Source organism: Methanoculleus sp. (genome assembly GCF_030019085.1).
GTDB lineage: Archaea > Halobacteriota > Methanomicrobia > Methanomicrobiales > Methanoculleaceae > Methanoculleus.
Window position 1 is genome coordinate 15,678 of sequence record NZ_JASEFJ010000009.1, and the last position, 14,418, is coordinate 30,095.

The window sequence follows — 14,418 nt, forward strand, 5'->3', positions numbered from 1 at the left end:
TACGACAGGGGCGCAAGTACCCTAACCATGCTGCAGCGCTACTGGTTCGGGGATCTCGATGAAGATGGGTGCTGCCGGGCTGCAGGCACCGATCCGGCCGTGCTCGCGGAACGGGCGTCCGGCCTTCGCGCCGATATGGAGTCGTATACCCCGATCAACTGGGAGGTCGCCAGGGACTGCGGAGTTGTCGGGACGCGGGAGGAGTACATCGCCCTCCTCCGTTCGGTCTGCATGATTATTGCCCGGCATAAGATCGCCCGATCATACCAGGAGCGGGACGTCGCTCTCCTCCAGATGGTGCGGATGCTTGACGAACTCGATAACGTCATCAATCTCCTCTCCGAACGTGCCGCCGAGTGGTACCAGGTCACCGACCCCTCGTTCTCCCGGAAGTACCGCTCCCTGCCGGCAAAGAAGATGCTTGAGATGATCCGGAGAGGAGCAGACGGAGGGCTTGCGGCGGTTGCAGGCGAGATCGAGCGGCTCACGGAGGTGAGGAGACGGCTGATGCGGGAGGTCTCCGCAATGGCCGATCTGGTGATGCCGAATGTGAGCGCCCTCATCGGGGGGCTGGTCGCGGCCCGTCTCCTCTCCAGGGCCGGGGGGCTTGCTGAACTTGCCAGGATGCCGGGGAGCACCATACAGGTGCTCGGCTCGGAGCAGGCGCTGTTTTCGCACCTCCGGGGGGGTTCGCCGCCGCCAAAACACGGGATAATCTTTCAGCACCGCAGGGTCCACAACGCCCCCAAAGAGGTGCGGGGTCGGGTGGCCCGGGTGCTTGCGGCGAAACTTGCAATCGCTGCCAGAATAGACTACTACCGTGGCGAACTGGTGCCCTCGTTCATCGAGGGGGCCCAGGCCCGGATCGACGAGGCGGGGGCGAGGGCATGATCTGGATCGGGAACGTCCTGGTCTCGCCCGGCGAGGCGGGGGTGTATGGTGAGCGGACGCTCGATGGTTACAGGGTCTGGGACCCCTACCGGAGCAAACTTGCGGCGCTCTATGCCCTCGGAGGCGGGATAGACCTCGAACCCTGGATGCGGGTGCTCTACCTGGGAGCGGCGAACGGGACCACAGTCTCACACGTTGCCGACTATGTTGAGACGGTCTACGCCGTGGAGTTTGCACCCCGGCCGATGCAGGACCTCCTTGAGGTCGCCCGCCGGCGAAAGAGGATCGTCCCGATAATGGCCGACGCAAGCCGTCCGGAGGAGTACGCGCCGTTCATGGAGGCGGTCGACCTGATCTACCAGGACGTGGCGCAGCCTGACCAGGTCGAGATCGCGAAACGGAACCTGGTCTTCCTGAAACCAGGTGGCCGGTTCATCCTGATGTTAAAGACAAGGAGCGTGGATGTTCGAAGGGACCCGGCCGGGGTGCTTGAGGAGACGCTGGCCTTGCTTGAGCGCCACCTTGAGGTTGTGGAGGCGCGGTGGCTTGAGCCGTATCACCATGATCACGCCGCGATCGTCTGCACGCGGGCGTAGCATATATTAGCCGGGAGGGCGAGAGACTCACATGGACAGGGTCATCTTCAACCCATTCTCGCCGCTGCTGATCATAATATTCCTCGTGCTGATCGGGCTTTTCATATTCGCCATCCTCATCTTCCCCCTGGTTTTCGTGACGGCGATCGGAGCGACGTTCACGAGGCTTGGGTTCTCCTGGCAGCAGGCGCTCCTCATACTCTTCCTGACGCTTCTGGGAAGTTTTATAAACATACCGGTGAGGACGCTGGAGAGCCGGCCGATGACTCCCGATTACGACCGATACGTCGCGATCTACGGCCGCCTCTACCGTATCTCGCGGCCGGTGCAGCGGACAGTCCTTGCGATAAACGTCGGCGGCGCCCTTATACCGATCGTGATATCGCTCTACCTGCTCTATAAGTCGATCCAGCTCACCGGCGGGTTCCAGATCCTCTGGCTCGCGCTTCTCGGGGTCGCGATCGTGACGGTCGTAACAAAACTTGTAGCCCGGCCTGTGCCGGGACTCGGGATCGCGACACCGATCTTCATCCCGCCGCTTGCGGCGCTCCTTGCGGCGCTGGTCCTCCCGCTCCTTGTGGGCGGCGTTTCGGGTGCGCCGGTTATCATCGCCTATGTGAGCGGGACGCTAGGCACCCTCATCGGGGCGGATCTGCTGAATCTCCATCATATCGCGGAGCTCGGGGCACCGATGGCAAGTATAGGGGGTGCGGGGACGTTTGATGGAATATTCCTGACGGGGATAATCGCGGCGTTCCTGGCATAATGGGGCTCCCTTTGAAACCCCTTGTTCTGTAAAACCTTCAGAGAGCAATTCGGCTGAGTTGTTTTGGGATCACAGGGGGGGCAGTTCCAGCAAAGGTATGGGTTGTCATTAGAATAAGTCTGCCCTCTATCCCTTCTCTCGCAGTTCCATAACCCTGAGCAGATCCGTCCTGGTTACAATCCCTACAAGGGTGTCGCCTTCCACGACCGGGATCCTCCCTATGCCCTGGGCGGTCATGATCCGCAGGGCGTCGATTAGCGGTGCCGATGGCGGGAGAGTTATGGGATTGGGTGTCATGACGTCACGTACCTGCATCGCCTCCCTGTCGATCGGTGAGACCTTGTGGAGGTCGCTGAGCGTAACAATCCCGACGAGATTCCCTCGCTCCACCACCGGAAACCCGAGATGCTTCGTCTCGTACATAAGTTCCAGCAACCGGGGTAGCGGGGTTGTTGGTTCCACTGTGCTGACGGAGTTGCTCATAGCGTCTGCCACAGTGACGTCCTGCAACAGGATATAGTAGCGCAGGAATGTGGCCTCCTGGTTTGCGCCGATGTAGATGAAGAAGGCGATGATGATCAGGATCGGGTTTAACATCAGGAACCCAAATATTCCGAAGATGACCGCAAACGCCCTGCCGACGTCGGCAGCGATCTTGGTCGCACGGGAGAGAGGCATCCGCCGGGCGAGCCACGCCCGCAAGACGCGCCCTCCGTCCATCGGGAACGCCGGGAGCAGGTTGAACGCGAAGAGCAGGACGTTTAAGATCCCCAGGTAGCCGAAGGTGAATACCAGGACACCGGCGACGGCCGGGTCAGGGAGGGTGGGGAAGACGTAGACCAGGGCGCTACAGATGATACCTATCGCCAGGCTCGTGAGCGGCCCGGCAAGCGCCATCGGGAGTTCCACCTTCGGGTCCGGCACGACCTCCTCCATCTGGGATACCCCGCCCAGGATGAGGAGCGTGATGCTGTGGATCTTGATCCCTTTAGCCTTCGCGATGAGCGAATGGGCCACCTCGTGGACAAACACGCCAAAGAACAGGCCCAGTGCGATGACGGTTCCGAGAATGTATGGGTTAAACCCTGCTTCGATCAGCGTCACATCGATCGGGACACCGAAGAGGATCGTTATCAACTGGGTCGTGAGCACGATCTGGCTCCCGATGATCCAGGCAAACAACGGGATCACCAGGAGAAAACTCCAGTGTATTTTGACTGGTATTCCAGCGATGTTCCCTATCTGTAGCGACGTTTCCATAAAATGAGTATCTTTTTATCATTTATAGTAATATACCTTCAGAGGATACCGATGAGAACACAGGTCACAGAGATGTTCGGATTGCCGGTCTACACCGACAGGGCTGTCTTTATCGGGAATGTTGACGATGTTGTGCTCGACGTTGACCAGAAGAAGATAGCCGCCCTCGCGATCGGCGACCTCAACCCCGAGATCGGGGAGGTGAAGGGCTACAACGGGCTGCAGATCCCCTTCCGCATCGTAAAGAGCGTCGGGGATATCATCATCGTCCGTCACATCCCGGGGCTCTTCAGGTCGCCGGCAAAGGAAGAGCAATCGTGATTCCCCGGCCCGTCCGGATAATGTCTGCCCATAGATATGGATATCAGAGATCGGGAGATCTTCTCAAACCTGACCATCTTCCCCCCGGTTTTCGTCAGGCTCGACGGCCGTGCATTCCACCGACTGGCACGTGCGCTTAACCTCAAAAAACCGTTTGACCCCTCCTTCAGCGCGAACATGCGGGCGGTCTGCCGTTACCTCCTCACGGATAGCGGGCTCTCCCCGGTCTTTGCATACACCTTCTCCGACGAGATAAGCCTCTACTTCGATATGCTGCCCTTCTCCGGGCGGGTTGAGAAACTCGATTCCGTGACCGCTGCGGTCGCGGCGAGCAAACTAACGATCGAGGTTGGTTGCAGCCAGCCCATTGCGTTCGATGCCCGGACGATCCCGGCAGCCGGAGATTTTGCGATTGAGTATCTCGTTTCGAGACAGAACGAGGCCTGGCGTAACCACATCAACGCCTACTGCCAGAGCGCGCTGATCGAGGATGGCATGACATCGCGACAGGCTGCCGCGGTGCTCCGGGGGATGCGCTCAGAGGAGATGCATGAGATGATGTTTGAGCGCGGTCTCAACCTGGCGGTGACGCCCGCCTGGCAGAGGCGCGGGACGCTCATATACCGGGAAGATTGTGTGAAGGAGGGGTATAACCCGGTGACGGGGGAGACCGTCCTGGCCACGCGGAGGTGTGTCCGGGAACTGGTGGAGACGCCCCTCTTCTCCAGCCCGGAGGGTGAGGCCCTGATCCGGTCACTCACCGGCGCGTGAGACGCCGATCCGCATCTGCACGCCCTCCACGTCCCAGGTCTTCTCAAGGCTGAACGTCTCTTCTGCGGGCCGGTTGCTATCGCCGTGGTGGATGCTTAGACCGGTCGCGCGCACCTCGCCGGCTATCTCCTTCTGCCACCTCTCGTCCTCTATGAGCGATGCCACCCGGTCGTCGGCGACACTTACGTCCGCGACGATGAACTCGTCGACGTTGAGGTTAAGCTGGCGTCGCATCTCCTGGATACGCCGGATAACCTCGCGGGCGTATCCTTCGGCCTCGAGGTCAGGTGTGAGGTTGACATCGACGTAGACCGTGGCGTCTTTCATGGGGGCGGCAAAGACGCCGTTCGGCAGGGATTCCGAGAAGGTGACGTGGCGCGCCTCGATCTCGTAGCCGTCGAGCCTGGCCTTTCCGTCCCGCTCAATGGCGTTCTTCAGCGCGGTGCCGTCAGCCTGCTCTATCAGTGCTTTGACCCTCGGCGCCTCTTTCCCGAACTCCGGGCCGATGGCTCGCATAACAGGTTCGGCTTTCCAGAGGATTCGATCCCACGTTCCGGTGACAACCCGGAGGGAGCGGCTGTTGGCCCTGGTCCTGGCGAGTTCGTTCAACTCCTTAATGGCCGCCTTAATCTCTTCTCTTTCTGTGACGACCACCGTCTCAGCGACCGGCCAGCGGAGTTTCCGTCTCCCTGCCTGTCGGGCGGTGGCCACCGCGTCATCGAACGACCGGACGATCTCCATGGCGGACTCAAGCCCCTGATCGATGAGGTGCTCGTCTGCTACCGGCCAGTCGAGCATATGGACGCTCTCAGGGTCGCTATCCAGGCGCAGGTTCCAGTAGATCTCCTCCGTGATATGGGGGACAAACGGTGCAAGGAGCGCGACCAGGCGGCGCAGGACGTAGTAAAAGGTCTCGTAGGCGTAAAGTTTCTCTGGTGTGTCTTCTTCCAGCCACATCCGGGGTCGGACGATCTGCACGTACCAGCGGGAGAGATCCTCCAGGATGAAGGTGGCGAGTGCCCGTGTCACCTTATGGAGGTTATAGTCCTGCATCTCCGTCGTGGTAGTCCTGACAAGCGAGTTTACGCGGGAGAGGATCCAGCGGTCTTCGTCTGGCATATTGTTGATATTGGCACGGACGAATGTCCCGTCCCACGGTTCGCCATAGGTGTATGCCGGGCTGAAGATGTCCAGTTCCATGTAGGTGAACGGGAACCGGTAGACGTTCCAGAGGATGTTGAGCGTCCGGTGTATGGTCTTCACGCTGTCCCAGTTGAACTTCAGGTCGTCCCAGGGGGCGTTTGCCCAGAGGACGTAGAACCGGAGAACATCGACGCCGAACTGCTTAATGACCTCTTCCGGGGTCACAACGTTCCCGAAACTCTTGCTCATCTTGCGGCCTTCGGCATCGAGTGCGAACCCGTGCATCAGGACACTCTTGTAAGGTGCGCGGCCAAACGCCACGGTGCTTGCGCCGAGCTGGGAGTAGAACCAGCCCCGGGTCTGGTCCTGGCCCTCGGTGATGAAGTCCGCCGGCCAGTAACGCTCGAAGTTCTCACGCTCGCGGGGGAACCGGAGGGTCGCCCAGGAGGCGACCGCCGAGTCGAACCAGACGTCAAATATATCGACAACCCGGTGCATCTCGCCGCCGCAGGTGCACGGGATGGTAATCTCGTCGACGTAGGGCCGGTGGGGGTCAGTGACCTCCTTTCCCGACCGCTCCTCGAGTTCAGCGATGGTGCCGATGACGATGTAATTTCCACACCGCTCGCACTGCCAGATGGGGATCGGGATACCCCAGTAGCGCTGTCGGGAGATGCACCAGTCGCGCGAATCTTTGACGAAGTCGTGGAACCTGGCGCTCCCCGCCCATGGGGGATACCACTTCACCCCGGCGATCTCCTCGAGCATTTCATCGCGGATCTCCGTGGCCTTCAGGAACCACTGCGCTGTTGCGCGGTAGATAATGGGGGTCTTGCACCTCCAGCAGTGACCGTATCGGTGGGTGATCGACTTTCGGGCGAGCAAGGAGCTGCCGAGCGCTTCGATGATTATATCGTTTGCGTCCCGGACGTACATATCCGCGAAAACCCCCGCCTCGGGGGTGAAACAGCCCCCGGCATCGGCAGGACAGAAGATTTCAAGCCCTTCCCGGATGCCGATCAGGTAGTCGTCCCACCCGTGCCCGGGTGCGATGTGGACGAGACCGGTGTTCTCGAGTTCGACAAAATCAGCGGCGACGACACGATGCTGGATCTCGGCCTGGTGGGGGACTTCCCTTGCGAGCGGGGAGGTGTACTCTGTTCCGATGAGTTCGGTCCCGCTATGGCGCTCAAGAACGTTGTAACTCTGGTAGCGCCCCATTTTAAGGACGGACTCGACGAGGTCGTCGGCGATCCAGAGTATCTCCTCCTGTCCGTCCTTCTTTGCCGCCACACGCGCGTAGGTGAACGCAGGGTTGACCGCCACCGCAACGTTCGCCGGCAACGTCCAGGGTGTGGTTGTCCAGATGACCAGGTATTCCTTCTCGCGCCCGGCGACCGGGAACTTGACAAAAATGGAGGGATCGGTCTCGTCCCAGTACTCAACCTCGGAGTCGGCGATCGCTGTCTCGCAACGGGGGCACCAGTTCACGACACGGTGCCCGCGTTCCAGGAGTCCGCGTTCATCCGCCCGCTGGATTGTCCACCAGGCGGACTCGATGTACTCTTTCTTGATGGTCTGGTAGGGGTCATCAAAGTCGAGCCAGACGCCAAGCATGCGGAACTGTTCGCTCATGATCACCATGTGAGTCACCGCAAACGTCCGGCACCGCTCGATGAACGCGGCGATTCCGTAATCCTCGATATCCTTCTTGGAGGTGAACCCGAGCTGGTGCTCCACCTTCACCTCGATCGGGAGACCGTGCATGTCGTAGCCTGCCCGCTCGATGACGTTTTTGCCCTGCATCCGGTGGTAGCGGAGGATGGTGTCTTTTATGATCTTGTTCCAGGCGGTGCCGAGATGGATGTTGCCGGTGGTGTAGGGCGGCCCGTCGACGAAAAAGAACGCATCTCCATCCTTTCGCATCTCCCGGACGCGTGGATAGATCTTCTCCCGTCTCCAGTAATCCTGGACATCTGCCTCGATCTCCTGCGGGTTATAACTGCCGGTGATCTCTTTCACCTCGTATCCCTCATGGTCAGCACTCTGGTGTACCTTTTGTCCCTGATGGGTGAAAGCGTTTTGCGCGACTGGGCGCCGGGGCGGGGCTTGAGCCTCCTGCCTGCGAGTGGAGAAGAGATACGGGGGATCTCAGCGAGAACGAAGAGACGATTCTCACTTCCTGTCGCTGGATTCTGTCTCTGTCTGTTTCCAGGACGGTGTCTCCACCCTCTGGTTACCCCCCGCCCCCTCAAGGAGGCGGGCAGTGCGTGGTGATTGGCCCTGAAGGCCGTGCATGGGGGACGGAGACGGGGTATTGGAGAAGGTTTCTATGGGAACGTGGTGGAATCTCCTCCCGGACACCGTACAGCTGGAGAATCGCCCCATCCGGGGAGGGGCTGACGCGGCGTCCCCTTCCCCTGTCCATTCAGGTCTCCAGGAATACGGCCTTTCGTCGACCAACACCACACCCCCCCTTTACTCACCGCCTTTTTTTATCCCTCCGGCCAGAAGACTTCTCCATGCAGATCGCAGTCATCGGGAGAGGAGATTGCTCCGCGGAGGAGTACGAAACGGCAATGACCGCAGGTCACTTAATCGCCGGCAACTGCGGGACCGTCTGTTGCGGCGGGCTTGGAGGGGTGATGGAGGCCGCCTGCAGAGGGGCAAAAGAGGCCGGCGGGACGACGGTGGGGATACTCCCGGACACCGGGGATGGGAACCCATACCTCGATCTGGTCATCCGCACCGGGATGGGGCAGGCGAGGAACGTCATCCTTGTCAACTCGGCCGACTCGGTGATCGCCGTCGGCGGGGGCTACGGCACCCTCTCGGAGATCGCCATCGCCCTCAAGACGGGGAAACCGGTTTTCGGGCTTAGCACCTGGAATATTGAGGGGGTGTTTGCCTGCTCCAGACCTGAAGAAGCGGTCAACCTCGCAGTTCGCGCAGCACGCCAGTCTCAGCGGTCTCGTAACCCCCCAGATCGCGGAGGATCTGTTTGAACGTCTCCGAGGAGACCGTCTCCATCAGGGCCGCGACCCGCGGGTCGTCGAGCATCTCACGGTGCATCGCAAGTTCGTAGCGCTCCGTTGCCACCGGCACAAAAGCCAGGTCAAGCGCCTTTGCGGCACTGTAGACGCCCATCCCGGCATCCGCCTCCCCCGTCCTCACGGCCAGCGCCACCGCAAGGTGCGTCGTAACCTCGCGGTCGTAGCCGGGGATGGAGGCCGGATCAATGCCCCGCTCTGCCAGATGGTAGTCCAGGAGCACCCGCGTTCCCGACCCCTTCTGCCGGTTGACAAACCGCCGCCCCGGCAGGTCATCAAACCCCAGACCCTCACGGGAGATGACTCCCTGCTGGCGTTCCGCCACGCAGAGGAGCACGAGGTCGGCGTCAGGGACGTAGCGCCTCAGGTAATGGGTGTTGTATGTGCCGTCGGGGGCGAGGAGGTGCATCGGTGCAGCGTGACACTCGCGTTTCTTCAGGGCGATCACGCCGCCCATGCTCCCGACGTGGGTGGAGTGGAGATCGACGCCACGCGGCCGGGCAAGGTCGGCAAGGTGATCGAGTGATGGATCGTGGCTCCCGGTTATGAGCACCGCCTCCTCCGCTTCCGCCCGCGGAACGGTCAGCATGACGTCCACCATCTCCCCCGCCTCGACACCTTCCTTCGGTGCCGGGATCTGCATGTAGCCGTTCGCCCGCACCGCGCTCATCTGGATCCCTGCGCCCCGGGATTGCGGGACCGCAACCCAGCGATCCCCGACTCTCCCTACCGAGAGGAGGACGAACTCGTCCGTCCCGATATCCGAGTGGAGACTCGTTGTCAACCGGGCGGTAAGACCTTCCGGCCTGGGGACGGGTAGACCGTATCGTGCGACGAGCGGCATAACGATCTCGCGCATCACCGTCGTCGCAGCCAGCGGGTAGCCCGGGAGCCCGATCACCGGTTTATCCCCTACTCTGCCGATGATCACCGGTTTCCCCGGTTTGATGGCCACACCGTGTGCGAGCACCTCTCCGAGATCCTGGATGACGTCGGCGGTGTAGTCCCGCGTCCCGGCCGACGACCCCGCAGATACGAGCAGGATATCGTTCTCCTCGACGCCACGCCTGACAGCGTCCTTTATGGCGTTGTAGTCGTCCAGGACGATGGGGTAACGGAAGGCCTCCACCCCTGCCCCGGCGAGGATGGCAGCGGCGAGGAGCGTGTTGCTCTCGATGACCTTCCCGGGCGGTGGCATACTGCCGGGGGGCACGAGTTCGCTCCCGGTGGGGATCAGCCCTGCCCGCAGGTGTTTGACCGCAACCTCGGTCACGCCGTAGTTTGCAAGTGCTCCGAGTTCGTGTGGCCGTATCCGGTGTCCCCGCGGGAGGATCATCTCCGATTCGGCTATATCCTCGCCGACCGGGCGGATGTGCTGCCAGGGGCTGACTGGTTTACGGATGGTGTAGGTCTCCCCCTCGACCCAGACATCCTCGATCATTATCACAGCGTCGTATCCGGGCGGGACTATGTTGCCAGTGTTGACCGGCACAGCATCCGGGAGGGTCACCGGGTGCTGCTCGCTGGCCCCGACTGTATCGGCACTCCTGACCGCTATCCCGTCCATCGCCGAGATATGAATCGCGGGGACCGAGAACCTGGCGAATATGGGTTCGGCGGTGACCCGGCCTATCAGTTCCGTTCCCACAGGTGCCCGGACAACCCGTGGAACGGCCTGAAACGACCTTTCCACCAGCGCCCGCGCCTCTTCAAGGGATATGACCGAGAGGTAGCGTCTCACCAGAGGATCACCTCGACCTCCTCGCCGACCTCAAGCCCCTCGCTCGACGCCGGGATCCGCACCAGCCCCTCGCTCTGCACCAGGGTGTTGAGGAGCCCTGACTTCCCGAAGATCGGCGTCGCCATGCCGTCATCAAGGCTGACCCGGACGTAGTCCTCCCTCCCCCGCGCGGATGGGATGTTCTGCGTCAACCTGGCCCGGACGGTTCGGCGGGTGACGGTGGTCTGTCGCATGCCTGCAATCAGATGATCCACGATGGCGACGAGCACAACGAATGTTGATGCCGGGTGCCCCGGCAGCCCTATGACCGGTCTTCCCCCTGCCGTCCCTATGATGGTTGGTTTCCCGGGGGCAAGGGCGATCCCGTGCACCAGCACCTCGCCGAGTTCCGCGACGACCGCAGCGGTGTTGTCCCTCTCATCCTTTGACGACCCGCCGGAGATCAGGACGGCGTCGCACCGCTCAAGTGCCGCCGTGACCGCCTGCTTCAACGCCGCACGGTCGTCCCTGACGATCCCGAAGTATACCGGCTGACAGCCACGCTCCGTTACAAACGCGCCCGCAAGGTATGAGTTTGCGTCCCGCACTTGCCCGGGTTCCGGCGTCGTTGTAATGGGGACGACCTCGTTCCCGGTGGATATGATCCCGATCGTCGGCCTCATAACCACGCTTACCCTGTCTGCCCCGACCGCCGCGGCGACGCCGATCTCCCTCGGCGTGAGGACGCGGCCACGCTCCAGGACAACCTCCCCCGCTCTGAAATCCTCCCCCCGGAAGATCACGTTCTCGCCGGGCGCCACGGGCCGGTGAACCAGGAGATCGTCACCGAGCTCTTCGGCGTTCTCGATCATCACAACCGCGTTTGCACCCGCCGGGAGTGCGCCACCGGTCGGGACGTAGCGGCACGACCCCGGGGAGATGCACCCGGGATCGGTGCTCCCCATACTGACCCTTCCCAGGCACTGGAGCATCGCCGGTATGGCTTCGGAGGCTCCGATTGTATCGGCCGCGGTGACCGCGTAGCCGTCGACTGTTGAGCGGTCAAACCCCGGAACATCGATATCGGCGCATACGTCTTTTGCAAGCACGCGGTGGAGCGCATCCTCAAGCGGAACGTCCTCGCAGCCCGCCGGAGGAGCGATCCTGCGAACCGTCTCCACGGCCGTATCGACGGATACGACCTCAAGAAAGAGGCTCATCTGAAGCAGCCCAACTGGCACCCTCGGATCTTTATTCTCGGTTCGTGCTGGTTGCAATAGCGCGCGATATCCATCTTTGGTATGTTGTATCTCTCGGCTATCTCGAAGGCCTGTGGACAGGTGATCTCGTCTGTTATACCGTAGGCCTCGAATGCTCTCCGTACAGCTTCCTCATCCATGGTACCCAGATCGTTTGCCTGCATGAAGATAGGATTTACTACGCGGGCACTACCATTTAGCACCTCCACAACCCAGATATCTCCGATGCAGATCACGCTGGTAAACTCAAAACAGGACACTGCAGGAGTTAACATAAGGAACAATCTCAAGAATCTGCTTGAATCCGGCGGGCACTGGCCGCTTGCGGAGGCTCACGACCTGGACCTCCTGGAGGTCGATGGCCGGTTGATCCACCAGGACGGGATCGACGCCGGGATCGGTGCCGACCTGATCATCTTTATCTCCCGGCACTCGAGCGTCCGACCGATGCCCGCCCTCACGGTTCATGTGACCGGGAACTACGGGCGTGCAGACCTTGGCGGGGAACCCGGCCACCTCGCCCCTGCGGCCACGGCATGGATGCACGCCGTACTCCGGAACCTTGATGCCCGCGCTCCGCCGGGCTACCGTGTCTCCTACGAGGTTACGCACCACGGCCCGACAGAACTCTCAACCCCCTCGTTCTTCGTCGAGATAGGGTCTGCGGCCACAGAGTGGGCCGACCCCGTTGCCGGGCGTGCGGTGGCAGAGAGCATACTCTCCGCCGTGCCGGAAGAGACTATCAACCTGATCGGGTTCGGGGGAACGCACTACGCCGTCCGGCAGACCGGGATCGCCCTCTCATCCCGCGCCGCTTTTGGCCACATCGTGCCGGGCCGCGAGATCGATGCCGTTGATGCGGCCACCCTCCATAGGATGCGGGACGCAAGCGGTGCGGTGGCAGCCTACATCGACAGAAAATCGGTATCCACCGATCAGGGCGAGCGGATCGAACGGATGCTTGCCAGCGCCGGTCTTCCCCTCCTCACCGAGTCTGAGATCCTTGAGGCCTCGCGCCTCGCGTGGTCAACCTACCTCGAGGTCAGGGGTCTCGCTGAAGAGATCGCCAGGGGCTCACGCGTTCACATCCACAACATGAGAGGTGAAGGGAGGCCTGTTGCGATTCAGGTTGCCCCGGAACTGGTCAGAGAGGCACTCAAATCCAGCAGATCGGGTTTTCTTGAGGCGCTTGAGGGATTACCCCTTGCCCATATCTCGCAGGGCTCAACAGAGGTCTCATCAACGTTCATCTGTTTTGAGCACGATTCGTCCCGACTCGCAAGTGATATAACTACCCAGTGTATAAAACTCCTACTTATCTGTGAGAATGCTGTTATCGAGGGTGATCACCTCGTCCTCCGCAAGGTGCGGTTTGACCCTGAGAAGGCGCGCAGGCAGGGGGTGCCAGAGGGGCCGCTTTATGCCAGGCTTGCCGGTGGAGAAGCGGTTGAGATCGAGGGGCGGAGGATCACGCCCGATACGGTGCAGACAACCAGCGTGAAACGGATATACATCCCGGGATTGGAGAGATACTTATGAAATCCATCGTAGAAGAAGCTCTTTCACGGGCGGGGGCGGAGCAGCGCGTTGCTGAACCACCGGAGGTAGACAGGGATCTCGAAGAGATCCTCATGGAACTCCGGACCGAGATCGCGGTCATCGGGTGCGGTGGTGGTGGTTCGAACACTGTGACCCGTATGTGGGAAGAAGGCATAAACGGTGCAAGGCTGATCGCCCTCAACACCGATGCCCAGCACCTTGTCCGGACGCGTGCCGATTCTCGAATCCTGATCGGCCGGCAGAGAACACGTGGTCTTGGCGCAGGCTCGATCCCCCAGGTCGGCGAGGAGGCTGCCCTCGAGAACGAGGACGATATAAGGCGCGCTGTTCAGGGCTGCGATATGGTCTTCATCACCACCGGCCTCGGAGGTGGCACCGGTACCGGTGCTGCGCCTATTGTGGCAAAAGCCGCCAGAGACGAGGGTGCGTTGACCATCGCGGTGGTCACTCTGCCGTTCACTGCGGAAGGTGCTATCCGGATGCAGAACGCGGAAGCAGGGCTTGAGCGCCTGCGTGAGGTGGCGGACACCGTCATCGTCGTGCCGAACGACCGGTTGCTCGAGGTCGTGCCCCGTCTCCCGCTCCATGCTGCCTTCAAGGTCTCCGATGAGGTGCTGATGCGGGCGGTCAAGGGGATCACCGAGTTGATCACTATGCCCGGTCTTGTGAACCTGGACTTTGCCGATGTCCGGACGGTCATGGAGCGTGGAGGTGTCGCTATGATCGGGATGGGTGAGAGCGACAGCGAGGACAAGGCCGCGGATTCGGTCAAGAAGGCGCTGCGTTCCCCGCTCCTCGATGTCGATATCTCCGGTGCAACCGCAGCGCTCGTCAACGTCGTCGGTGGCCCCGATATGACGATGGCCGAGGCGGAAGGCGTCATCCAGGAGGTATATGACCGGATCGATCCTGATGCCCGCATAATCTGGGGGGCGCAGGTTGACCCTGAGATGCAGGGCAAGATGCGGACTCTTCTCGTGGTCACCGGTGTCCGGTCACCACAAATATATGGTAGAAGCGAGAAGAGTATGCCTCGCACGATGAGACAGTTTGAGATAGACTTCCTGAAGTGAGCCGTTAA

13 protein-coding genes are annotated in these 14,418 nt (G+C 61.3%); 8 read left to right on the forward strand and 5 right to left on the reverse strand.

What is annotated here, in order from left to right; genetic code table 11:
* The first annotated feature begins 27 nt into the window (after window positions 1-27).
* The 3 genes from QMC91_RS05480 to QMC91_RS05490 are packed head-to-tail and all read left to right on the forward strand — an operon-like array spanning window position 28 to window position 2,253.
* Window positions 28-891 carry an RNA-processing protein gene (locus QMC91_RS05480; protein WP_300236523.1) on the forward strand — a complete coding sequence of 288 codons (864 nt, stop codon included), beginning with the start codon at window positions 28-30 and terminating at the stop codon, window positions 889-891.
* Complete coding sequence (locus QMC91_RS05485) at window positions 888-1,487, forward strand: fibrillarin-like rRNA/tRNA 2'-O-methyltransferase (protein ID WP_300236526.1); 600 nt, start codon at window positions 888-890, stop codon at window positions 1,485-1,487. The genes QMC91_RS05480 and QMC91_RS05485 overlap by 4 nt, the downstream gene beginning before the upstream one ends.
* A gap of 31 nt (window positions 1,488-1,518) precedes the next feature.
* On the forward strand, window positions 1,519-2,253 hold the full coding sequence (locus QMC91_RS05490; RefSeq protein ID WP_300236529.1) for a DUF1614 domain-containing protein: 735 nt from the start codon (window positions 1,519-1,521) through the stop codon (window positions 2,251-2,253).
* Between the two features lie 126 nt (window positions 2,254-2,379).
* Here QMC91_RS05490 and QMC91_RS05495 read toward each other — a convergent pair whose 3' ends face one another.
* Entirely contained in the window at window positions 2,380-3,513 is a 1,134-nt protein-coding gene (locus QMC91_RS05495) for a CBS domain-containing protein (protein ID WP_300236532.1), read from the reverse strand.
* Window positions 3,514-3,564: 51 nt separating this feature from the next.
* On the opposite strand from QMC91_RS05495, the gene QMC91_RS05500 reads away from it, so the two are divergent.
* Window positions 3,565-3,834: a PRC-barrel domain-containing protein gene (locus tag QMC91_RS05500; protein ID WP_300236535.1), complete on the forward strand. Its 270-nt coding sequence runs from the start codon at window positions 3,565-3,567 to the stop codon at window positions 3,832-3,834.
* A 36-nt stretch (window positions 3,835-3,870) separates the two neighbouring features.
* Window positions 3,871-4,605, forward strand: coding sequence for a tRNA(His) guanylyltransferase Thg1 family protein (locus tag QMC91_RS05505; RefSeq protein WP_300236537.1), 735 nt, complete (start codon window positions 3,871-3,873; stop codon window positions 4,603-4,605).
* Here QMC91_RS05505 and ileS read toward each other — a convergent pair.
* A complete protein-coding gene (gene ileS, locus QMC91_RS05510) occupies window positions 4,588-7,770 on the reverse strand; it encodes an isoleucine--tRNA ligase (RefSeq protein WP_300236540.1) in 3,183 nt (1,060 codons plus the stop codon). The genes QMC91_RS05505 and ileS overlap by 18 nt on opposite strands.
* Window positions 7,771-8,270: 500 nt before the next feature.
* On the opposite strand from ileS, the gene QMC91_RS05515 reads away from it, so the two are divergent.
* Window positions 8,271-8,753 carry a TIGR00725 family protein gene (locus QMC91_RS05515; protein WP_300236543.1) on the forward strand — a complete coding sequence of 161 codons (483 nt, stop codon included), beginning with the start codon at window positions 8,271-8,273 and terminating at the stop codon, window positions 8,751-8,753.
* Here QMC91_RS05515 and QMC91_RS05520 read toward each other — a convergent pair.
* The 3 genes from QMC91_RS05520 to QMC91_RS05530 are packed head-to-tail and all read right to left on the reverse strand — an operon-like array spanning window position 8,680 to window position 12,013.
* On the reverse strand, window positions 8,680-10,542 hold the full coding sequence (locus QMC91_RS05520) for a molybdopterin biosynthesis protein (RefSeq protein ID WP_300236658.1): 1,863 nt from the start codon (window positions 10,540-10,542) through the stop codon (window positions 8,680-8,682). The two genes, QMC91_RS05515 and QMC91_RS05520, sit on opposite strands and share 74 nt — an antisense overlap.
* Window positions 10,536-11,738: a gephyrin-like molybdotransferase Glp gene (gene glp, locus QMC91_RS05525; protein WP_300236546.1), complete on the reverse strand. Its 1,203-nt coding sequence runs from the start codon at window positions 11,736-11,738 to the stop codon at window positions 10,536-10,538. Before glp ends, QMC91_RS05520 begins: the two co-directional genes overlap by 7 nt.
* Window positions 11,735-12,013, reverse strand: coding sequence for a hypothetical protein (locus QMC91_RS05530; protein ID WP_300236549.1), 279 nt, complete (start codon window positions 12,011-12,013; stop codon window positions 11,735-11,737). The genes glp and QMC91_RS05530 overlap by 4 nt, the downstream gene beginning before the upstream one ends.
* On the opposite strand from QMC91_RS05530, the gene QMC91_RS05535 reads away from it, so the two are divergent.
* Window positions 12,003-13,316 carry a D-aminoacyl-tRNA deacylase gene (locus QMC91_RS05535; protein WP_300236551.1) on the forward strand — a complete coding sequence of 438 codons (1,314 nt, stop codon included), beginning with the start codon at window positions 12,003-12,005 and terminating at the stop codon, window positions 13,314-13,316. The two genes, QMC91_RS05530 and QMC91_RS05535, sit on opposite strands and share 11 nt — an antisense overlap.
* Entirely contained in the window at window positions 13,313-14,410 is a 1,098-nt protein-coding gene (ftsZ, locus tag QMC91_RS05540; protein ID WP_300236554.1) for a cell division protein FtsZ, read from the forward strand. Before QMC91_RS05535 ends, ftsZ begins: the two co-directional genes overlap by 4 nt.
* The last annotated feature ends 8 nt before the right edge of the window (window positions 14,411-14,418 follow it).

What these genes read in the sequence shown, in the direction of transcription:
- QMC91_RS05480 (WP_300236523.1), top strand. Translation starts at nt 28, where the DNA reads ATGCTGCAGCGCTACTGGTTCGGGGATCTCGATGAAGATGGGTGCTGC.
- QMC91_RS05485 (WP_300236526.1), top strand. Translation starts at nt 888, where the DNA reads ATGATCTGGATCGGGAACGTCCTGGTCTCGCCCGGCGAGGCGGGGGTG.
- QMC91_RS05490 (WP_300236529.1), top strand. Translation starts at nt 1,519, where the DNA reads ATGGACAGGGTCATCTTCAACCCATTCTCGCCGCTGCTGATCATAATA.
- QMC91_RS05495 (WP_300236532.1), bottom strand. Translation starts at nt 3,513, where the DNA reads ATGGAAACGTCGCTACAGATAGGGAACATCGCTGGAATACCAGTCAAA.
- QMC91_RS05500 (WP_300236535.1), top strand. Translation starts at nt 3,565, where the DNA reads ATGAGAACACAGGTCACAGAGATGTTCGGATTGCCGGTCTACACCGAC.
- QMC91_RS05505 (WP_300236537.1), top strand. Translation starts at nt 3,871, where the DNA reads ATGGATATCAGAGATCGGGAGATCTTCTCAAACCTGACCATCTTCCCC.
- QMC91_RS05515 (WP_300236543.1), top strand. Translation starts at nt 8,271, where the DNA reads ATGCAGATCGCAGTCATCGGGAGAGGAGATTGCTCCGCGGAGGAGTAC.
- glp (WP_300236546.1), bottom strand. Translation starts at nt 11,738, where the DNA reads ATGAGCCTCTTTCTTGAGGTCGTATCCGTCGATACGGCCGTGGAGACG.
- QMC91_RS05535 (WP_300236551.1), top strand. Translation starts at nt 12,003, where the DNA reads ATGCAGATCACGCTGGTAAACTCAAAACAGGACACTGCAGGAGTTAAC.
- ftsZ (WP_300236554.1), top strand. Translation starts at nt 13,313, where the DNA reads ATGAAATCCATCGTAGAAGAAGCTCTTTCACGGGCGGGGGCGGAGCAG.